Annotated in this window: 17 protein-coding genes and 4 pseudogenes; 13 read left to right on the forward strand and 8 right to left on the reverse strand. The window is 57.9% G+C overall.

The window, feature by feature from the left end; genetic code table 11:
• Position 1 precedes the first annotated feature (1 nt).
• Positions 2-1,540: a conjugal transfer protein TraG N-terminal domain-containing protein gene (locus AC1DXW_RS14805; RefSeq protein WP_477760148.1), complete on the forward strand. Its 1,539-nt coding sequence runs from the start codon at positions 2-4 to the stop codon at positions 1,538-1,540.
• 4 nt (positions 1,541-1,544) lie between these two features.
• On the opposite strand, the gene AC1DXW_RS14810 is transcribed toward AC1DXW_RS14805, so the two are convergent.
• Entirely contained in the window at positions 1,545-1,901 is a 357-nt protein-coding gene (locus AC1DXW_RS14810; protein WP_477753367.1) for a hypothetical protein, read from the reverse strand.
• 461 nt (positions 1,902-2,362) lie between these two features.
• On the opposite strand from AC1DXW_RS14810, the pseudogene AC1DXW_RS14815 reads away from it, so the two are divergent.
• Positions 2,363-2,736 (forward strand): annotated as a pseudogene (locus tag AC1DXW_RS14815) (DUF3085 domain-containing protein).
• Positions 2,737-3,434: 698 nt separating this feature from the next.
• Positions 3,435-4,373 (forward strand): ArdC family protein, encoded by a 939-nt coding sequence (locus AC1DXW_RS14820; RefSeq protein ID WP_477753368.1) that lies wholly within the window; start codon positions 3,435-3,437, stop codon positions 4,371-4,373.
• 86 nt (positions 4,374-4,459) lie between these two features.
• On the opposite strand, the gene AC1DXW_RS14825 is transcribed toward AC1DXW_RS14820, so the two are convergent.
• Together AC1DXW_RS14825 and AC1DXW_RS14830 are read right to left on the reverse strand one after the other, a co-directional pair.
• Positions 4,460-4,825, reverse strand: coding sequence for a histone-like nucleoid-structuring protein, MvaT/MvaU family (locus AC1DXW_RS14825; RefSeq protein WP_218497794.1), 366 nt, complete (start codon positions 4,823-4,825; stop codon positions 4,460-4,462).
• 119 nt (positions 4,826-4,944) lie between these two features.
• Positions 4,945-5,139, reverse strand: a complete 195-nt coding sequence (locus AC1DXW_RS14830; RefSeq protein ID WP_069557600.1) for a DUF7740 domain-containing protein — start codon at positions 5,137-5,139, stop codon at positions 4,945-4,947.
• Positions 5,140-5,362: 223 nt separating this feature from the next.
• Here AC1DXW_RS14830 and mobH point away from each other — a divergent pair, with 223 nt between their 5' ends.
• Complete coding sequence (gene mobH, locus AC1DXW_RS14835) at positions 5,363-7,081, forward strand: MobH family relaxase (protein WP_477753369.1); 1,719 nt, start codon at positions 5,363-5,365, stop codon at positions 7,079-7,081.
• Between the two features lie 37 nt (positions 7,082-7,118).
• Here the strand turns inward: mobH and AC1DXW_RS14840 are convergent.
• A pseudogene (locus tag AC1DXW_RS14840) lies at positions 7,119-7,484 on the reverse strand (transposase); the annotation flags it as partial.
• A gap of 572 nt (positions 7,485-8,056) precedes the next feature.
• Between AC1DXW_RS14840 and AC1DXW_RS14845 the strand changes: the two are divergent.
• Together AC1DXW_RS14845 and AC1DXW_RS14850 are read left to right on the forward strand one after the other, a co-directional pair.
• A pseudogene (locus AC1DXW_RS14845) lies at positions 8,057-8,785 on the forward strand (transposase); the annotation flags it as partial.
• Positions 8,775-9,707, forward strand: a pseudogene (locus AC1DXW_RS14850) (site-specific integrase); the annotation flags it as partial. The pseudogenes AC1DXW_RS14845 and AC1DXW_RS14850, both read left to right, overlap by 11 nt.
• 177 nt (positions 9,708-9,884) lie before the next feature.
• On the opposite strand, the gene AC1DXW_RS14855 reads toward AC1DXW_RS14850, so the two are convergent.
• The 3 genes from AC1DXW_RS14855 to metC all read right to left on the reverse strand — a co-directional run bounded on the left by AC1DXW_RS14855 (position 9,885) and on the right by metC (position 11,985).
• Entirely contained in the window at positions 9,885-10,037 is a 153-nt protein-coding gene (locus tag AC1DXW_RS14855) for a hypothetical protein (protein WP_477753370.1), read from the reverse strand.
• 350 nt (positions 10,038-10,387) lie between these two features.
• Entirely contained in the window at positions 10,388-10,732 is a 345-nt protein-coding gene (locus AC1DXW_RS14860) for a DUF3088 domain-containing protein (protein ID WP_477753371.1), read from the reverse strand.
• A gap of 65 nt (positions 10,733-10,797) precedes the next feature.
• Positions 10,798-11,985 (reverse strand): cystathionine beta-lyase, encoded by a 1,188-nt coding sequence (gene metC, locus AC1DXW_RS14865; RefSeq protein WP_477753372.1) that lies wholly within the window; start codon positions 11,983-11,985, stop codon positions 10,798-10,800.
• A 167-nt stretch (positions 11,986-12,152) separates the two neighbouring features.
• Here metC and AC1DXW_RS14870 point away from each other — a divergent pair, with 167 nt between their 5' ends.
• On the forward strand, positions 12,153-12,620 hold the full coding sequence (locus AC1DXW_RS14870) for an Lrp/AsnC family transcriptional regulator (protein ID WP_477753373.1): 468 nt from the start codon (positions 12,153-12,155) through the stop codon (positions 12,618-12,620).
• A gap of 68 nt (positions 12,621-12,688) precedes the next feature.
• Here the strand turns inward: AC1DXW_RS14870 and AC1DXW_RS14875 are convergent, their stop codons facing one another.
• The gene (locus tag AC1DXW_RS14875; protein ID WP_477760149.1) at positions 12,689-13,699 is read right to left on the reverse strand and encodes a D-cysteine desulfhydrase; all 1,011 of its coding nucleotides are present in this window, start codon (positions 13,697-13,699) and stop codon (positions 12,689-12,691) included.
• A 569-nt stretch (positions 13,700-14,268) separates the two neighbouring features.
• Between AC1DXW_RS14875 and AC1DXW_RS14880 the strand changes: the two genes are divergently transcribed.
• From AC1DXW_RS14880 to AC1DXW_RS14905, 6 genes are all read left to right on the forward strand, one after another.
• Positions 14,269-14,649, forward strand: a complete 381-nt coding sequence (locus tag AC1DXW_RS14880) for a Rid family detoxifying hydrolase (protein ID WP_477753383.1) — start codon at positions 14,269-14,271, stop codon at positions 14,647-14,649.
• A gap of 14 nt (positions 14,650-14,663) precedes the next feature.
• A complete protein-coding gene (locus AC1DXW_RS14885; protein ID WP_477753375.1) occupies positions 14,664-15,704 on the forward strand; it encodes a PLP-dependent cysteine synthase family protein in 1,041 nt (346 codons plus the stop codon).
• A gap of 20 nt (positions 15,705-15,724) precedes the next feature.
• The gene (locus AC1DXW_RS14890) at positions 15,725-16,903 is read left to right on the forward strand and encodes a trans-sulfuration enzyme family protein (protein ID WP_477753376.1); all 1,179 of its coding nucleotides are present in this window, start codon (positions 15,725-15,727) and stop codon (positions 16,901-16,903) included.
• A gap of 94 nt (positions 16,904-16,997) precedes the next feature.
• The gene (locus AC1DXW_RS14895) at positions 16,998-17,849 is read left to right on the forward strand and encodes an ABC transporter substrate-binding protein (RefSeq protein ID WP_477753377.1); all 852 of its coding nucleotides are present in this window, start codon (positions 16,998-17,000) and stop codon (positions 17,847-17,849) included.
• A 42-nt stretch (positions 17,850-17,891) separates the two neighbouring features.
• On the forward strand, positions 17,892-18,587 hold the full coding sequence (locus tag AC1DXW_RS14900; protein WP_477753378.1) for an amino acid ABC transporter permease: 696 nt from the start codon (positions 17,892-17,894) through the stop codon (positions 18,585-18,587).
• Position 18,588: 1 nt separating this feature from the next.
• Positions 18,589-19,278: an amino acid ABC transporter permease gene (locus tag AC1DXW_RS14905; RefSeq protein WP_477753379.1), complete on the forward strand. Its 690-nt coding sequence runs from the start codon at positions 18,589-18,591 to the stop codon at positions 19,276-19,278.

The raw sequence follows: 19,278 nt of genomic DNA on the forward strand, positions 1-19,278 counted from the left end.
CATGAGCATGAGCACCAACAGCTACCTCGAGTACTACCTGTCGCTGTTGGCCTGGATCATCAACAACGGCATCTGGAACACACTGGCAGACACTGGGCTGTTCGCCGCGCCCTTTGGTGCGATCATCCTGCAGGAATGGCTGTCCGCTCGCCAACAAGGCGCTGACGAGGGCAACAAGGGCTTGCTGTCGATCCCTCGCGTCGAGAACCGGCTGTGGATGAGTTACGTGGTCATCCTGTTTGGCTGCATGCCTTTTTTTCCGCTGAACCTGTCCTCCGTGACCTTCGACGATACGGCGAGCCAACGCTGTGGTATTTCCATGACCAAGCCCACCGAAACGGCCTGGGGCACAACCTTCAACACCATCGGCGAGAAATCAGCGAATGTGCCGGTGTGGTGGTTCCTCGTGCATGCCATGAGCAAAGGCATCACGGCGGCCGCTACCGCGTCGATTCCGTGCGCGCCCGACATCCGTGCGATGCGCATGGAGATCGACACCTCGCGTATCAACGACCAGGTGCTGCTGCAGGAAGTCGCCGATTTTACCCGGGATTGTTACGGCTTCTCGCGCTCGCGGCTGTTCACCAAACGCCCCGAACTGGACGAGTCGCAGAGCTATGACGCGTCCTGGATTGGCTCGACGTACATGCTTAACACGCCGGGTTACTACGACACCGATCGCTCGCGAACGCCCAGGGTTGATTGGCCGTACGACGAGACCCGGGATGCCTCCCTGCCCCAGCTCGATAACGGCGCGGGCTTTCCCACCTGCAAGGAATGGTGGAGCGATGCAACGGTCGGGCTGCGTGATCGTTTGGTCGCCGAGGTCGATCCGTCGCTGATTTCGCGCCTGCGAAGCTGGTTGACCGGGCGTACGACTACCGAGATCGAAGACGCCACCCTTCGCGAATTGGTGAGCCCGCGACAGCAATCGTTGAGCATGGCACCAGGACAGGTATTCCAGGATTACGGCAGCAGCGCCCGGGGCGGATCACTGACGCAAGGACTCAACAACCTGGCGACGAACACCGGGCTGGCCCTGGGTTCGTTCAGCAATTTCCCGGCGATGAATGCATTGCGCGCCGCACTACCGATGGTCCAGGCCTTTCTGATCATGGGCACGATCATCAGCCTGCCGCTGGTATTGCTGATCAGCACCTACCAGCTCAAGGCACTCATGACCGTCACGTTCGCACTGTTTACCCTGCACATGCTGACGTTCTGGTGGGAGCTCGCACGCTGGATCGACTCAAGTATGCTGGAGACGCTGTACAACCAGGTATCTGCCACGGACCAGACGCTCTTGTCGTTGCCGACCGCTGGTTTCATGGATGGGACGGTGACCGCACAAGTGATCGAGTACGTCATGGGCGCGATGTTTTTGGTACTGCCGATGTTCTTTCTCGGCGCGATGAGCTGGGCGGGGTACAACGTGGGCAGTGGTGTCCAGACTCTCCTCACTCGAGGAACAGAAGCTGCTCAGGTCCAAGCAGAGAAGGGCTCCTCTCAGCTCATATCTGGAGCCCGGAGATTAAAATAGCCTGCTACCTGAGCGCCCCATTATCGTCGTATAGCTCGGGATACTTGAGTTGATGTTGGGGGTGGCTCACTTCGTGAATACGAGGTTGCTTATCAGCAATAATGGGCAGAGCCGCAATGGTCCATAAAGCAATCATTCCGATCGCCAAGAGAATCGCAACTGATACAGCGGCAAGCACGAGTATTACCTTGAGACTCTGAAAGCCGATTTGCCGATACTTAAAGGGCACGGAAGCGAAAATACGGGAATGCAAAATTCTCGCTTCGAGTTGACTCACCAGGCGACCCGCACGAACTGCAGCACGAACTAAAGGCTTGCCGAATGGGGTACGGCAGGAAGTAGAAGAAGCTGGAGTAGTCATTTGAGTGCCTCCCTTTCCTTTTCTGCACTCGTGGACAAGTAACCACCAAGAATTTGGATCCAAGCCTTAGCTTACTCCTCTTTCTCTAGTGCCCATGACCGTTGATCGCCTGGACGGCGCTAATAATCGTCAGTGGGGCTGCATGGATCGAAACAGCTCATTCAAACTAAAAACACCATTGACGCTACGTCGATTCGCTTGATAAACCGACTGTGCAATTGCTGGTTTCCAGCACCCTAGGTAGCCATAACCTTCGAGGCTACGTCACCTTGGTGATGGTTGTCCCCAAATGCGATTCGCGTTCGGCAGCTCGCACGATCATCGCTCCTGCGATGATGAACGCCTTCCAATCCCCAGGTTCACCAAGCCTGCTCTTCGATGCAACCCTTCTCAATCCATTCCAGTGCAGGGAATTCTCCCGCACGGGAGGCATTCCTCCGCACCTTCTGGAGGATCTCATCATGCTGCGTTTTACAGGATCTGAACTACACGCCGTGTTGGCCGAAGCCCGTACAAATGGCTGCAGAGTGATATTGGTCAAGGACCATGGTGTCTACCTTATGGCCGAGACCGGCGAGAACAAACCGGATGGAGGCGGCCGCAAATGCGTGGCCTACGCCACCGGTTGCAACCCAGACGTCGACGACTTCGATTCCTGGTGGAATCGCGCACGAGATGAATTGGGTGGCGATGATTTTGCCGAGTACTTCGACATCGACGATCCGATCCTGGCAAGTCTTCGCGGGACAGCAGGTCGCTGGTGGTGGAGGCAACGTCCACCCACCTGTACCTAGCCATCGAGGTTGCCCCGACGGCAAATCCTAAACACCGATGAGAGTCAGTCAAATTTCCAGAGGGGCTCCCTATCCGAGCCTTTCTGGAACATCTTTCACGGCACTTCCTAACCGATTGGAGATCACCGCTTATCTGGAACTTGAGGTCGATACTCTTACCTGGAATGCGATGGAATGCTGCGCTTGTAGACGTCTGGATTGTAGATTGACCCTACGGTCGAACGCGTTTTAATGCATGGAGACTCCCTGCTCGCTGCGTTATTTGTAGCGATAAAATCTACACCAGCATCTCAGCTGAAGTGTCGCGGGATCTGCTACCCGGAGGTTCCAATGTCCAGGAAGAAGCTCTTCTCCACTGCCGTTGTGCTGAGCCCAGGTGTATGGCGACATGTCATTGAACCTGCCCCAGGCAACGACCCCGTTGGACACTCAGCACAGCGCTTGGTAGCCCTGCTCAACAGCGCCCTGACTTCAGCGCCTCGCACCTTGCAGTGTCCAATCGAGCTGCGGTTCGATCATCCACAGAGCGACGACTCATCAGCAGTCGAACACTCAACGCTGTTACAGCTGGCTCGCATCACACCTCGCAGTGGCCCAGCTTTTCTGCTCATCCGTCTGCCAAGTGAGATCGCTGTAGACATCGCGGCCATCTGACCCGTCAGCACATCCACTGCCCCTCTACCCCACCGGGAACCCTTCCCGGCCGGGCAGCGTTCCCACTTCACAACCGGAGAACGTCATGTCCGATATCTACCTAGACGTTACCAACAAGATTGTCAGCGCCCTGAGTCAAGGAGTTATCCCTTGGATCAAACCTTGGACAACCACCAGCTCGAGTGCAGACTCCCCTTTCCCCATCAACGCCATCACCCGGCGGCCCTACGCTGGCATCAACATTCCGCTCTTGTGGGCCGAGGCGCGCCTGCGTGGTTTCCGCCAGGATCGCTGGCTCACGTTCAACCAGGCGCGCAAAGCCGGTGGCCATGTTCGCAAGGGGGAGCAATCAACCCTCGCGGTGCTGTACAAACCGATGAGCAAGGAGGCGCACGACGAAGACGGGCAGATAGTTCGTGATGAACAGGGCAACATCAAAATGGTGCAGTTCGCGCTCCTGCGGATGCACTGCCTGTTCAACATCGAGCAGACCGAAGACTTGCCTGCCGAAGAGCAAAAACACGATGAGCGTGACGACCAGCCAGCCTTCGTCGATCATGCCCCTGCCGAGCAACTACTGGTCGCCAGTGGGGCGCGGATTGAGCATCGCTACGGCGATCACGCGTTCTATCAGCCGGTGCGGGATCTCATCCAACTGCCTACCAAGGCACAGTTCGAGGACGTCGGCAGCTACTACGCAACGGCCCTTCATGAGCTGACGCACTGGTCGGGTCACCACTCGCGCCTCAACCGCGACGGCATCACTGGCGGGCACGCGTTTGGTTCCGCGGCGTACGCCTTCGAGGAACTGGTAGCGGAAATGGGCGCAGCGTTTCTCTGTGCGCTGACCGGTACCCAGGGTGAGTTACGTCACGAGGAGTACCTGGCGTCCTGGCTGAAGATACTCAAGGAGGATAAGCGTGCGATCTTCCGCGCCAGCGGCCAGGCACGTGAAGCCTCCGAGTACCTACTGGCGCTGCAGTCCGATCAGGCCACTGAAACGACTGAACGGTTAACGGCGTGACTTCACTCAAGCATCAAAAAGGCCCCATCTGGGGCCTTTGTTTTGCCTGCAACGCCGGTCATCCGCCGCTATAACTGGACGACTGATTACTGCAACCAGCTCTCGACGGTGTCGGAGCCGTGCTCCTGCTTCCACTGTTTGAGGACTTTGTGGTTGCCGCCCTTGGTTTCCACGACCTCACCGCTGTGCGGGTTTTTGTAGCGCTTGATCTCACGAGGCTTGCGCTGGACGCTGCTGGAGGCGCCGGCGGTACTTACGCTCACCCCTTTGGACGGATCAAGAATGGTGATCACCTGCCGCAGGTTCATGCCGTACTCTTCCAGCAAGGCCTTAAGTTTTTGTTCAAACTCGATTTCCTGCTTCAGCCCGGAATCGTTTTTCATCGCATCCAGCTGTTGAAGTTGCGCGGCCAGCTGCGCTTCCAGCGCTTTGAATTCGGCAAGCTTAGACATGGGCTCTTCCTAGTATGAGACAAGTGTGGGAATAGTATCTGAGACCCGCACTTTAGCCGAGGTTTTGATCCTCACTGCGGCTCGTCTGGTGTCCAGCTTTAACAGATCTGCCTGACTTTTCACTCTGCCAAGTATTGGCACAGGTGGCCCACAAGTTGCCGAGGTGCAGGGCTATTCCCAATTTTGAACAAAATATCGCGCTGACCACGTGGCAGCTTTTTCGCGCAGCGCTTCGCAGCTGAGCGAATGGCAACGTCAGTTCCATGAATCCGGTCGACCAGCAGCACGATCAACACTGCATCGGTAAGCGTCATCAGCGCCCCTGCTCCGAAAAATGATGCCGGCCAGTTTACCCCCTGTAAAAGGGACCGGCTATCCTGATCGACCGACTAACTCGACGCTCCCGCCTTCGGATTTTCGCGTTCGCGAAAAGGACAAAGACAGTAAAGGATAACGGCGCCAATGGAAGGGATTGCAAGGGTAAGAGGCTTATCCGAAAAGGCAAAAGGACCTCCCAGGTACAAAGCAGGTATTGCGATGATGCGCTGGTGGCTCAAACATGAAAAAGGCAACGCCGCCAGCCCCGCGCCAGCACTTGTCGCCGAAGGTTACTTCTTGCCTGAGTCATCAGAATCGCTCCTTGCCGCCGATCACCGGAAGCGGCTGCTCGAGCGCATCTGCCAATACACCGCCCTTTCCCAACCTCAGTTCGATCAGCTCTATCTCGATCCAATCCACCGCTACGCCAAGTATGTACAGCAACTACCTGCCAGCGAAAGCCATCATCATGCCTATCCGGGAGGCATGCTGGACCACGGTTTGGAGCTGATGGCCTGCAGCCTGAAACTGCGCCAGTCGTACCTGCTACCCAGCGGCGCCGCGCCCGAAGACCAGGCCGCGCAGACCGACGCCTGGAGCGCCGCCATCGCCTATGGCGCCCTGCTCCATGACATCGGCAAGATTGCCGTCGACCTGCAGGTGGAGTACCAAAATGGTGAGCTCTGGCATCCGTGGCACGGCCCCCTGAACAAGCCCTACCGCTTCCGCTACGTGACAGGGCGCGACTACCAGCTACATGCTGCGGCCGCTGGGCTGCTCTACACCCAAATACTGACGCCGCGCCTGCTCGACTGGCTCAGCGGTTACCCAACTCTATGGGGCAACCTGCTGTCGTTGCTGGCCAACCACTATGAATACGCCGCGACGCTGGGGGAGCTGGTGCTGCAAGCTGATCGGGTATCTACCGCGCAGAACATCGGAGCCAATCCCACCAAGGCACTACAGGCGCCCACTCGGTCGCTTCAGCATCACCTGCTGACTGGCTTACGCCATCTGGTCAAGAACGAGTTCAAACTCAATCAGCCCGGGGCTGCTGGCTGGCTCACCGAAAATCATCTGTGGCTAGTCAGCAAGACCGCAACTGACAAACTTCGCGCTTACCTCCTGGCCCAGGCAGTAAATGGCATCCCCTCCTCCAACATTGCCATGTTCGATGAACTGCAATCCCACGGGTTGGTAGACACCACGCCAGAAGGCAAAGCGGTATGGAGCGCAACCGTGTCAGACGAAGGATGGCAGCATCGCTTCACATTCTTGCGTCTCCAACCGAGCCTGATCTGGGCCGATGAAAGCCGGCCCCGATGCTTTGAAGGAACAGTTGAGCTCGTTGCTGACAATACCGTGCCGAGCGGTGAAGCTATCGAGTCGGCCTTGGATCGGCCACAAGCAACTTCGGCCAAGGAAACGCCAGAGCCCTTACCTCCGAACCATGACTTCGACTATCTCGATGACTTGATGGATATGTTGCAAGAGACGGTTGAGCACGAGGATGAATCGAGCGCTCAAGGACTGAAATCCTCAACTGCTTCACCCCGCGAGGCACCAGGGCTGGCCTTTGTCGACTGGCTACGCGAGGGGATCCAAAGCCATCGTCTGCTCGTCAACGACTGTAAGGCAAAGATTCACACAGTCGACGGCACGTTCTACCTGGTCACACCCGGCATTTTCCAGCTCTACGCTTCGGAGCACCCTGAGCTATCTGCAGGGGACGACAAGACCGATGCTTGGCGGCGCACTCAACGTCACTTTGAGCACTTAGGCGTACATCTCAAACGACCAAACGGGCAGAACATATGGACTTGCACAGTGCAGGGCCCCCGCCGGAGGGCTTCCCTCAATGGCTACATGTTGCAAAATGCTGAAACTCTTCTGAGCCCTGTCCCTACTGACAATCCTTTCCTCAATCTTACTTATTAGCATCGCAAGGGCAGCCCCATGCGCGCGTGGAGTGCCAGCGAAACAGATCACTGTCCCGAAAACGGCCATGTCGATTCTTGGAAAAGGTCGAGTGGTTGGGGACTTCATCTTCAAGGCTCAACCGGCAGAACCAGCGATACGCCAGGTTCAAATGGGCCTCTTCGCACAACCGCCGCTCGGAGCGAATGCCGTAGCAATAGCCGACGATCAGCATGCGGATCATCAGTTCAGGATCAATCGACGGACGCCCAATCGGGCTGTAGAAATCGGCGAGGTAATGGCGCAGCTCGTTCAGGTCGAGACACTGATCAATGCTGCGCAGAAGGTGATTGGCGGGAATGTGCTCTTCAAGGTTGAACGAGTAAAACAGCCGCTCCTGCCCACTCGATAACTGTCCCATCATGCTGCGTGCTTCCCTGCTGGCCAATGCAGAGATTTTGCCGCAGGCCAGACAGGGGAGCTACTTTTTCAACAGAATCGGGCGGTTTCAGCCAGTCGTGGCAGGCAGCTATCGGTCCAGAGTGTGTAAAAACGTAGTCGATCAGCAGCAACGTACGGCACTGGTTCAAACCACGCTCTGTGTAGATGCCAAACAGAACGGAAGCCATCGAATGATGGGATCGTTTAGAACCAGTGCTCGTTCATTTTCGAAAGAAACTGTGGGTTAACCGGCACGTTGGATGCTGATCCGATGACCGAGTCAATCCCACACTTCGGACACAAAGCGGGGGGTATCCAGGTCGACCCACTCTGTGATTTCTACGGGCGAAAACACACTTAAGCAGTAAAAACAGCCACAACGATCACTTGCTTCAATTTGGGTGCGGTGATTTTCACAAAATCGGTGCGCTGAAATTACTTCCATGGGTAAGCCCTTCAACTCCAAATTCAGTAGCATATCGTGCTTACGTCAGAGTACGTGAAGACCCGGCTAACATTGCTATGATTGCCCAAAGTGTTAATGCAGGATTGCCCATAAAACGTTTCATTCAAGGTGAGCATCGCGGACAAAGCAACTTGCTTCCCGAAAGCCTTGACGACTACGTCAGTGACACAAATCCGGTGCGCGTAGTCGACGTTTTCGTCGACGAACTCGACCTAGTCAATCTGGGTTTTGAAGGCGTCGTTCCAGCCGATACTGGTCGACCTGCTTACCACCCCGCAATCTTGCTGAAGATCTACATCTACGGCTATCTCAACCGCATTCCGTCGAGCCGACGCCTTGAACGAGAAGCCCGTCGCAACATCGAGCTGATGTGGCTGACCGGGCGTTTGATGCCAGATTTCAAGACTATCGCCAACTTCCGAAAAGACAACAGCAAGGCCATCCGAGGTGTCTGCCGCCAGTTCGTTGTGCTCTGTCAGCAGTTGGGACTTTTCGGAGAAAATCTGGTCGCCATCGACGGCAGTAAATTCAAGGCCGTCAACAACCGCGACCGCAATTTCACCAGCGCCAAACTGAAGCGGTGAATGGAAGAAATTGAATCGAGCATCAACCGTTACCTGACCGCGCTCGATACTCGCGATCAGCAAGAATCCACATCGTCTGAGCCTAGGGCCGTGCGGCTGGAAGAAAAAATCGCAAAGCTGAAGGCTCAAATGAAAGAGCTTCAGGTCATCGAAACTCAGCTCAACGAATCGCCGGATCAGCAGGTCTCACTGACCGATCCAGACGCCTGTTCCAAGATGACTCGCGGCACGGGAAGCCATCAGTTTCTTCGCCGACCTCACCCAGATGTTCAGTTGGGCCAGAAAGCGCTAACCTTGGCGGGCCTTATTGGTCGAGAGCGACCCGACGGAACTGGTCGACATCTCCCCCCTGATTCCGGCCGACTACGAGGCCGAAAGAAGCAGGATCCTTTCACCGGCGGAGCTATTGGAATTGCACAATCGCTTCCAGCAAATGACCGCCGATTACATCGCCCTCCCCGCCGGCCAAAAATACGACGGCATTCGGCCGTTAAAAAAAGAAATTCAACTCGCGCTCTGGATTAGCCTGGGCACCTTGTGCCGAATTGGCGAGTTGCTGCAGGCCGAATGGAAAAATGTCGATCTGGACCGACAGACCTGGTTCCTCCCTAGTGAAAACATCAAAGGCACCCGCGGCAAGAAACAGGGCCACCATGTCCTCCTCTCGCCCTTCGCCCTGCATTTTTTTCAGGAACTCAAGACCCTGACGGGCGACTCCCAGTGGTGTTTTCCCAACAAGCAGGATAATGGGCATGTAGACGTAAAGGTGGTGAGCAAACAGGTCGGTGATTGCCAGGCCCGGTTCAAAAACCGCAAGGCCCTCTCCAGGCGGCGTCACGACGATACCCTGGTCCTTGCCGACGGCCAGAACGGTGACTGGACACCGCATGACCTGCGCCGCACGGGCGCGACCATGATGCAAGCCTTAGGTGTCAGCCAGGATGTCATCGATCGTTGCCAAAATCATGTGCTGGCCGGCTCGCGGGTGAGGCGCCACTACCTGCATCACGACTATGCCGAAGAGAAGACGCGCGCTTGGGACCCGTTGGGCGATCAACTCAGCGCCGTGTTGTCCTCGACCTACGAGCATCCGCCAGCAGAATCGATGATGTCTTTTCCTGCTTATACCGCGACTGGCTCTTTACCGCCGTCTTAAGTCAGCGTCTTTAGTGTTAAGTCCTCATAGTTGCGCAAACATCGCCGAGCACGTTCTTCAGCTTGATTTCGGCTTCATGACCGGTTGAATCCACAGCCAGTAGCGGACATTCGGTATGTCACGAAATTAAGGGCGGCTCAATCCTCAGTGCATGGCACGTAAGGTTGACGTTTATAATCATTGGTTTTCAGCAGGACTGCTCCACATCAGCACGACCAGAATAGTTGCTGCGATGAAGCTGGGCGCAAATAAAGCGATGCTGACACTAAGCGGACGAACACCGAAAATCATGAACGCAGCTGCAAGCATTCCGCACAATAAGCCCACCATCAGCCTGACCTTGCTTCTGAATCTGGGGCGATACCTCAGTAGTCCAAAGTAAATGCGCCACCCCGAATAAACCCCAACCCGCAGCAGCACCGGACGTCAATTACAATCAATTGCACCCTCCCCGGGCGCACATCACCCTTGACGATGAAAGTCGGCATACAAGCGGGGCCGTGTCGACCAAATCGCAAGAGCAGCATCACGCTGAATGTGCGCCGAGCAAACCGTTGCGGTTGCGGTTGCGGTTGCGTCAAAAGAATGGGCCGACGGCTCGTTAGCGAACCGTCGGCCCGCGGCCTGCCGTCACTAGGTGCGGCGGGCCGTTTGTGATGGGTGCGCCTGAGCGCTACCGATCACGACGCTTGCGCGACGCTGTACTGTGACGACAGGTAGCGCCGGATATCGTCGGGCGCGTTGATGAAGCGCGTGCCGTTGTACTCCTGAACCGCAACGGACACGTCCTTTGGCTCCTGCCCATTGCCGAGCACAATTACCGGCGCAGACTGGTTGTCTTCGCCGATCAGCGCGACGATTGCGTTGCGCGGACGCGGCGCATCGATGTACTCGACGTCGACCAAGTCCCGAAGCTGTGGGCAGAAGCTCAGCAAGCCTTCGACGGATACCGAGTCGCCGCAGTAGAACGGGCCTTCGGTGCCGCTGAAGAAGCCTGGACGAAGTATGAGCAGTTTGTCTTTCATGGTTGTCTCTCTGTGGGTGGGTATTGAACGTTGAGGTGATGTGTGGGCGATGCGCACGCGGCGGGTCAGGCTTCCATTGGTGTCAGAGCGGCGGCGCGCAGCCGCGAGAATGCAGCTTTAAGATCGGCGATCATGTCATCCGGGTGCTCGAGGCCAGCGTGAATTCGCAGCAGTGGGCCTTCCCACGGCCATTGCGTCGCCGTGCGGGAGTTCGCCGGGTTCGACCGGAGAATCAGACTCTCGAAACCGCCCCAGCTATAGCCCATGCCGAAGCAGGTCATGCCGTCGAGCATCGCGCGCATCGCTTCGTCCGATTGCGGATTCAGCACCACGCCGAACAGGCCGCTCGCACCCGTGAAATCGCGCTTCCACAGCGCGTACCCAGGTGAATCAGGTCGTGCCGGGTACAGGATCTGAGCGACTTCCGGCTGCTGCGCGAGCCATTCCGTGAGTGCGTGCGCGTTGCGCTGGTGCCGTTCGAGCCGGAGTGACAGCGTGCGCAGGCCGCGCAGTGCGAGATACGCGTCGTCTCCGCTCACGGTTATGCCGAACTGCCGATAGAAGCGATTGATCTTCGGAAAAAGTGCCTCGGTCGTGAGGATCACGCCCATGAGTACGTCGGAGTGCCCGGAGATGTATTTCGTCGCCGCGTGAATCGACACGTCGACACCATGCTCGAATGAACGGAAATGCAGCGGCGTGGCCCAGGTGTTGTCCATCAGCACGATTGCGCCGTACCGATGCGCGATCCGGCTGATCGCCGGAATGTCCTGCACCTCGAACGTCAGCGAGCCGGGCGACTCGACGAAAACGGCGCGCGTGTTCGGACGCATCAGTGCTGCGATGTCCGAGCCGATCGACGGGTTGTAGTACGTCGTTTCGATGCCGAGACGCGCAAGCGTCTCCGCACAGAACGCACGAGTTGGATCGTAGACCGAGTCTGTCATCAGCAAATGGTCGCCGGGACCCAGGACCGCGAGCAGCGATGTGGTGATCGCGCTGAGCCCGCTCGGCGTCAGCATTGCACGATGCGCACCTTCGAGACGGGCGAGCGCGTTCTCGAGCGCGCGGGTGGTCGGACTACCACCGCGGCCATATGCGTTCGGCGTGCCGCTCGCAGTCTTCAGTGCCTCGAGGCTGTTAAAGAGCAACGTCGATTGCCGGTAGACCGGCGGGTTCACCGGCGCGCCGAGCTGGTTGTGCGTGCGGCCCTCGTGGACCAGAACGGTATCGGTCGAATACGTGGTGTTCAAGGCGTGATCCTTTTTCGTCGGTTCAATCGAGGGGAATCAAGCAGCGCCGCATCGTCGCGGCAGTCGCTGTGCTTGAAGTCATATTAATTGCGCGAAGACGAAAATTGTTTCCAAAGAATGTCGTCGATCAAGATAGGATTGGAAAAAATTTCTAACTCGGAGGCAATATGGATAAACGCGACGCACAGATGCTCACGATACTTCAGGCGGATGCGACGGTCGGTCTGAACAACCTGGCGAAGGCGGTGAATCTGTCGCCGACGCCATGCTGGCGAAGGTTGCAGAAGCTACGGGAAGACGGAGTGATCTGCCGGGAGGTCGTGCTATGCGATCCGGCCAAGCTGAACCTGGGGCTCACTGCATTCGTGACGGTGCGCTCGAATCAGCACGGTGATGAGTGGACGAAGCATTTCGTCGAGGCTGTGTGTGCGATTCCGGAGATCATCGAGATCTACCGGATGAGCGGCGACGTCGATTACCTGCTCAAGGTCGTCGTGCCGAATATCGCCGGATACGACAACGTCTACAAACGGCTGATCAAGAGCGTCGAGCTGATGGACGTGAGCTCGGCGTTCGCAATGGAGGTGATCAAGCGCACGACCGCATTACCGACCGATTACATTGTTACGACATGATGCGATCGCGCCGCACGTCGACGGGCGGCGCGTTCTGCGTTATTGGAGCAAGGAGACGGTGTCGCGCATCAATCAGCGCGGCACGCGTCGCGATACGCGAACAGCGCAGGCGCCCCCCCTGTGTGCAGGAACAGCACCGGTCCGTCTCCTTCTACGCGGCCGCGCGAGATGCCGTCGAGCAGACCAGCCATCGCCTTGCCGGTGTACACCGGATCGAGCAGCAGCCCTTCGGTTTGCGCGAGCAGATGAACCGCGTCGAGGCCGGCACAATTCGGTTCGCCGTAGCGCGGCGCGAAGTATTCGTCCCACAGGTCGATGCGCATGCCGGCCGGCGTCTCGACGTCGAGCAGCGTGCTGATGCGCTCGACGAGACCCTGCACTTTCGGACGCTGCGCGGCCTCTGTGCGCGATACCGTGACGCCGATCACGGGCAGCGACGGCAATGCATGGGCGAGCGCGAATGCGAGACCGGCATGCGTGCCCGCGCTGCCGGACGCGAGCACCACGGCCGAGAAGTCGAGCCCCGCCGCTGAGATCTGCTGCTCAAGCTCGAGGCCCGCGCGAACGTAGCCGAGCGAGCCGAGCGCATTCGAGCCGCCGATCGGGATCACGTATGGGCGACGGCCTTCGTTACGCAAACGCTGGGCCGCAGTCTCGAGCTGCTGGTCCGCGGTGTCGAGTTCGTCGACGTCATGCACGCACACGCGAAACAAATCGAGTAACAGCCGGTTGCCGTTCTGCAGGTAATCGTCGTGCGTGTCCCCGAGCGGATTTTCCAGCAGCGCCACACAATCCAGTCCGAGTCGTGCCGCGAGCGCGGCGGTCTGCCGGACATGATTGGACTGGACGGCACCGGCGGTCACCAGCACGTCCGCCTTTTCGCGGATCGCATCCGCGGCGAGAAACTCGAGCTTGCGCAGCTTGTTGCCGCCCATTGCGAGCGGCGTGAAATCATCACGCTTGACGTAAATGTCGCGGCCCACGTGGGCCGAGAGCCGCGACAGCCGCTGCAGCGGTGTCACCACGTCAATCAAGCTCAAGCGGTCGAAAGTATCGAGTCTCGTGGAAAGTGTTGCCATGTTCATATCGGGCCCTGGCGTTCGTTGAAGAGGCACGGCCGGATGGGCCGCGAAGTATGGCGGGGCAGTGCAGGATCTGGTCAAGGGAGCCACGCGCCCGCTCGGAACGCGGTGCATGGAAGAACGCGTCGTTCGTCGCGTCTTTGACGATCACGAGTGCGGATCGACAGAAGGGAAGCTTAGCGTTGTCAAAATAGAAAATGTTCCCAAAAAAAACCGGACTTTGGTCATCTCTTAGAAGTTTTTTCTGGTGATCGGCGAAGTCTATGCGACACGGATGGAGAGCGGCGGTGAAGCAGGACCACCTTGGCTCTGATGTATAGCCCCCGTCCTCAAGTTTCTTTACCCACTCCGGCAGAGTGTTGTTGGTTAGTTGACGGCTTTGAGGGACGTGACGGCAACGTTGCAAGCGGGAGAGGATGTGGCGAACGAATAAATAAATTCTTCTTTGGTTAAAACGGTAGAAATTTTTTCTAAAAAACACCGCAAATAGTAGGAATCTTAAAACTATTTTTCTAGGGGGTGACTGTAAGATTTGTCACATGAAACGTACCCCGAGAGCCCCGAAAATGAAGCAGATCATCACCGCTCGCGCCGCCCCTGAGGCGATTGGCCCTTACTCCCAAGCAGTGAAGTGCGCAGATACCCTTTATGTTTCTGGCCAGATCGCCCTCGACCCGCAGAGCATGCAGATGGTCGAAGGCATCGAAGCGCAGACCCGACAGGCCTTCGTCAATCTCAAGGCGATCCTTGAAGAGGCTGCGATGAGCTTCGCCGATGTGGTCAAACTGAACATCTACTTAACTGACCTGAGCCACTTCTCCCTGATCAATGGTGTGATGGAGGAGCTGTTCACCAAGCCCTATCCGGCGCGCGCGGCGATTGGCGTCAGCAGCTTGCCGCGAGCAGCGCTGGTGGAGGTGGACGCTATCGCGGTGGCCGTATGCTGAGCCGGAATCAGACCATGAATGACTGGATCTGCACGGCCATCAGCAGCATTTCCTGCGACCTGTTACGTTCCGCCGACACCCATATCCACAAGCTCGACATTCCGGGCTTGAAGGGCATCGACATCTACCTCAAGGACGAGAGCACACACCCAACCGGCAGCCTCAAGCACAGGCTGGCACGCTCGCTGTTCCTGCACGCCATCTGTAGCGGCAAGATCCGCGAGGGCACCCATGTGGTCGAGGCATCCTCGGGCAGCACGGCCGTGTCCGAAGCCTACTTCGCCAAACTGCTGGGCCTGCGCTTCACCGCGGTCATGCCGCGCAACACTGCGAGCAAAAAAATCCAACAGGTCGAGCAGCTCGGCGGACACTGCCACTTCGTCGATCATGCGTCCCATGTCTATGCCGAGGCAGAGCGCCTGGCCCGCAAGAGCGACGGCCATTACATGGACCAATTCACCTACGCCGAGCGGGCAACGGACTGGCGCGGTAACAACAATATTGCCGACAGCATCTTCCAGCAGATGGCCGGCGAGCCACACCCCGTTCCCCACGTGATTGTCATGAGCGCCGGCACTGGTGGCACCTCCTCAACCCTCGGCCGCTACATTCGCTACAAGGGCCACGACACCCGGCTGATCGTGGTCGACCCCGAGAACTCGGTGTTCTATGAAAGCTACCGTACGGGTGACCCGAGCCTCACCAGCCCCCAGGGCAGCCGCATCGAAGGCATCGGCCGCCCTCAGGTGGAGCCATCGTTCCTGCCGGACGTGATCGACGACATGCTCAAGGTGCCCGACGCGGCCAGCATCGCCACCCTCTACTGGCTGGAAAAGCTGCTTGGCAAAAAGCCGGGCGGTTCCACCGGGACCAATATGTGGGGGGCGCTGAGTGTCGCATTGCGGATGCAGGAACAGGGTCTACAGGGCTCCATCGTGACCTTGATGTGCGATAGCGGCGAACGCTATCTGGACACCTATTACGACCGTGATTGGGTCACGCGCAATATCGGCGACATCACCCCGTATACCCAACAACTCGATCGCTTTCTTTAACCCGCGCCAGGCATCCCAACATGAGCCAGAACACGAACAACTTCTCGACCCAAGTGATCCATGCCGGCGAACAGTCGACCTATGCGGACAACACAATTTTCCCGGCGATTGTCACCTCCAGCTCGTTCTCCAAACGCAGCCTTGATGACAGCCCGGACTACGCCTACGGGCGGGTCGGCAACCCTACCCGCCATGCCTACGAAACCTGCATTGCCCAGCTGGAGCGCGGTCATGGTGCGGTAGCCTGCGCCTCTGGCATGGCCGCCACCGCCACCGTGCTTGATCTCCTGCCCAAGGACTCACACGTGATCGTGATGGCTGGCGTCTATGGTGGCACCTTCCGCCTGATGCAGGACTATCGCAGCAAGACCTCCGGGTTGAACGCCAGCTACGTCGACCTCAACGACCTTGAGGCACTGGCTACCAGCCGTCGCGACAACACTCGCCTGATCTGGATCGAGACCCCAACCAACCCACTGCTGCAACTGGTGGACATCCAGCGCGTAACCGACTTTGCCCGCGACCACGGCATCCTGACCTGCGTCGACAACACCTTCTGCTCGCCCTGGAACCAGCGCCCGATCGAGTTTGGCGTCGACCTGGTGATGCACTCGGCGAGTAAATACATCGGCGGCCACTCCGACCTGATCGGCGGTGTGGTGGTGGCGGCCGATGAGCAACTGTTCGCCCGTCTGCGCGCCATCAGCATGGCCATCGGTGCGGTCCAGGGTCCGTTCGACTGCTACCTGGCCCTGCGCGGACTAAAGACACTCGACGTACGGATGGAGCGTCAGTGCAGCAATGCGGCGCAGATCGCGCGTTTCCTCAGCACCCACCCACTAGTTGAGGAAGTGTTCTACCCAGGGCTGGAAAGCCATCCGCAGCACGCACTGTGCAACAGCCAGATGCGCTCTGGCGGCGCGGTGGTCTCGCTGAAGCTTGCGGCCGACCGCAAGGCGATGGCCCCGTTCATTGAGCAACTGTCGATCTTTGTCCTGGCCGATTCTCTGGGTGGGGTGGAAAGCATGATCAACCACTCCTACAGCATGTCGCACAACTCCTTGAGCCATGAACAGAAAGTCAGCCTCGGCATCAGCGAAAACCTGGTCCGGCTCTCCATCGGCCTGGAGCACGTCGACGACCTGATCGCCGACTTGAATGCAGGCTTTGAGCGACTGCGTACTGATTCGGCCGAATAACTTATACCCATGTCAACAAGAGGTACCTCGAAGTTCGCTCCACCCAATGCTGACTAAAACTGGAATGTTTTTTCACAATAATAAGGTCAATAAAATGCAGACAAACCGCGTAGTCAAAACCCACTGGAAAACTGCAGTGCTGGCCCTGGCCCTAGCCCTGGCAACTAGCGTTTCGGCATCAGCCGACCAACTCAGCGATATCAAGCAAAAGGGGGAGTTAGTCTGTGGCGTACTCGGCACCGACGAGCCGTTCAGCTTCATGAAGAACCCGGCAACTCGTGAAATCGAGGGTTACGACGTGGATCTTTGCACTGCCATCGCCGCGGACCTCGGGGTCAAACCAGTGGTGAAACAACTGGCGAACACTGCACGTATCCCCGAACTGCAGCAAGGTCGCATTGACCTCCTGGCCGCCTCCCTGACCCATAGCAAGGAGCGTGAGGCGTTGATCAACTTCTCGCTCTCGACCTTCATCACCGGGCAGAAGGTGATGGTCAAGGCGGACAGTGGCATCGATCAACTGGACCAACTGGAAGGCAAGAAGATCCTGACGATCAAGGGCACCACGATGGAGCAGAGTGTCCGCTCGAAGCTCCCCACCGCCCAGATCGTCTCGTTCGACAGCAATCCTCAGGCCTTGCTCGCCCTGCAACAGGGCAAAGGTCTGGCTTATGCCAACGACGAGACTTCCTTGGCCGGAAATTTCGCCAAGCTCGGTGATGCGGCCAAAGACTATCGGATACTCCCGCAGAACTTGTCGACCGAGCACTTGGCGTTGGGCCTGAAGAAAGGCGAGCCGGCCTTCCAGGAGCAGGTAAACAAGACCCTACGTCACCTGGAGTCTTCCGGTGAGGCCGAGAAACTGTTCACCAAATGGTTTGGTCCAGACTCCAACATGAAGTTCGCCAGCCGATCGTTCAAGATCGAAACCGACAACATCAACTGACTTGTTGGAGGCCCGGCTTCGGCCGGGCCATGGGCCCCTTTTATGAATACGTTTGATTTGTCGATCGTACTGTCCGGGCAGTATCACGAATGGCTGGTCAGTGGTTTCCTGCTGTCCATCCAACTCGCCCTGATCACATTGGTCATTGCTCTGCCGCTGGCGATCGTCCTGGCGGTCTTGCGGCTCGCCCCTTTCGCGCCGCTACGCGGCATCTCGATCATCTACGTGGAAGCGATCCGTAACGTTCCGTTGCTGGCGCACATGCTGTTCTGGTATTTCGGCGCACCGGAACTGCTGCCGGCCGGTATCAAGGCCTGGATTTACCAGCACAACATCGAGGCGGTCAGTGCGGTCATCGCCTTGGTGCTCTACACCGCCGCGTATATGGCCGAGGACATCCGCAGCGGTCTACGCGCCATTCCCAAGGAGCAAATGGAAGCCGGTCGCACCCTCGGTTTCGGCTTTATCAGCACCATGCGTCTGGTGATCCTCCCGCAGTCGCTGCGGGTGACCGTGCCACCGCTGATCAGCCAGACGCTGAACCTGTGGAAGAACACCAGCATCGCCATGGTGATCGGCGTCGCTGAAATGATGTATCAGGCCCAGCAAGTGGAAAGCGCCACCTTCCGGGGCTTCGAGTCGTTCGCCGTGACCACCGCAGGTTATGTCAGCGTCTCGATCGTCATCACCCTGCTGTCCAGTTGGTACCAGCAACGCTATCCCGTACGGAGTGCCTGAGATGCTCGATATCATCCAAACCTATGGGCTGTACTACCTGATCGGCCAGTACCCGAACGGCCCTCTGGGCGGTCTGTTAATGACCCTGATCCTGGCCGCGTCGGCCTTGGTGCTGGCATTTCCAGTCGGCGTAGTGCTGGCGCTGTGCCGCATCAGTCCGTTCGCCATTTTACGCGTGCCGGTCACCGGGATGGTGTATGTACTGCGCGGCACTCCGTTGTTGATGGTGATCTTCTGGGCCTATTTCCTCCTGCCAACCCTGACCGGTCAACGCACCGATCAATTCGGCACCATGCTCGTCGCCCTGGTGATTTTCGATGGGGTCTACCTGGCCGAAATCATCCGCGCCGGGATTCTCGGATTGCCCCGTGGGCAGATGGAAAGCTCCCGATCACTCGGCTTCTCGTACCTGTCCACGATGCTGTTGGTAATCCTGCCCCAGGCCTTTCGCAACATGCTGCCCTCGCTGGTGAACCAGTTCGTCTCCACCATCAAGGAGACCTCGCTGGGCTACATCATCAGCCTCTCCGAAGTGTCGTTTGTCGCTTCGCAGATCAGCGCTCAGCTGCCGACCAAACCGATCGAGATCTATGCACTCCTCGGCCTCACTTACTTCGTCATGTGCTTCAGCCTGTCGCGCTTCGCCTACTGGCTTGAAAAGCATCTCGCCGTCCGTTCTGCAAAGGTTTAA

It is taken from the genome of Pseudomonas sp. P4_C4, from assembly GCF_056402055.1.

Excerpts from the sequence above, each read along its gene's own strand:
- AC1DXW_RS14805 (WP_477760148.1), top strand. The coding sequence starts at position 2 with ATGAGCATGAGCACCAACAGCTACCTCGAGTACTACCTGTCGCTGTTG.
- AC1DXW_RS14810 (WP_477753367.1), bottom strand. The coding sequence starts at position 1,901 with ATGACTACTCCAGCTTCTTCTACTTCCTGCCGTACCCCATTCGGCAAG.
- AC1DXW_RS14820 (WP_477753368.1), top strand. The coding sequence starts at position 3,435 with ATGTCCGATATCTACCTAGACGTTACCAACAAGATTGTCAGCGCCCTG.
- AC1DXW_RS14825 (WP_218497794.1), bottom strand. The coding sequence starts at position 4,825 with ATGTCTAAGCTTGCCGAATTCAAAGCGCTGGAAGCGCAGCTGGCCGCG.
- AC1DXW_RS14830 (WP_069557600.1), bottom strand. The coding sequence starts at position 5,139 with ATGACGCTTACCGATGCAGTGTTGATCGTGCTGCTGGTCGACCGGATT.
- mobH (WP_477753369.1), top strand. The coding sequence starts at position 5,363 with ATGATGCGCTGGTGGCTCAAACATGAAAAAGGCAACGCCGCCAGCCCC.
- AC1DXW_RS14855 (WP_477753370.1), bottom strand. The coding sequence starts at position 10,037 with ATGGTGGGCTTATTGTGCGGAATGCTTGCAGCTGCGTTCATGATTTTC.
- AC1DXW_RS14860 (WP_477753371.1), bottom strand. The coding sequence starts at position 10,732 with ATGAAAGACAAACTGCTCATACTTCGTCCAGGCTTCTTCAGCGGCACC.
- AC1DXW_RS14870 (WP_477753373.1), top strand. The coding sequence starts at position 12,153 with ATGGATAAACGCGACGCACAGATGCTCACGATACTTCAGGCGGATGCG.
- AC1DXW_RS14875 (WP_477760149.1), bottom strand. The coding sequence starts at position 13,699 with ATGGCAACACTTTCCACGAGACTCGATACTTTCGACCGCTTGAGCTTG.
- AC1DXW_RS14880 (WP_477753383.1), top strand. The coding sequence starts at position 14,269 with ATGAAGCAGATCATCACCGCTCGCGCCGCCCCTGAGGCGATTGGCCCT.
- AC1DXW_RS14885 (WP_477753375.1), top strand. The coding sequence starts at position 14,664 with ATGAATGACTGGATCTGCACGGCCATCAGCAGCATTTCCTGCGACCTG.
- AC1DXW_RS14890 (WP_477753376.1), top strand. The coding sequence starts at position 15,725 with ATGAGCCAGAACACGAACAACTTCTCGACCCAAGTGATCCATGCCGGC.
- AC1DXW_RS14895 (WP_477753377.1), top strand. The coding sequence starts at position 16,998 with ATGCAGACAAACCGCGTAGTCAAAACCCACTGGAAAACTGCAGTGCTG.
- AC1DXW_RS14900 (WP_477753378.1), top strand. The coding sequence starts at position 17,892 with ATGAATACGTTTGATTTGTCGATCGTACTGTCCGGGCAGTATCACGAA.
- AC1DXW_RS14905 (WP_477753379.1), top strand. The coding sequence starts at position 18,589 with ATGCTCGATATCATCCAAACCTATGGGCTGTACTACCTGATCGGCCAG.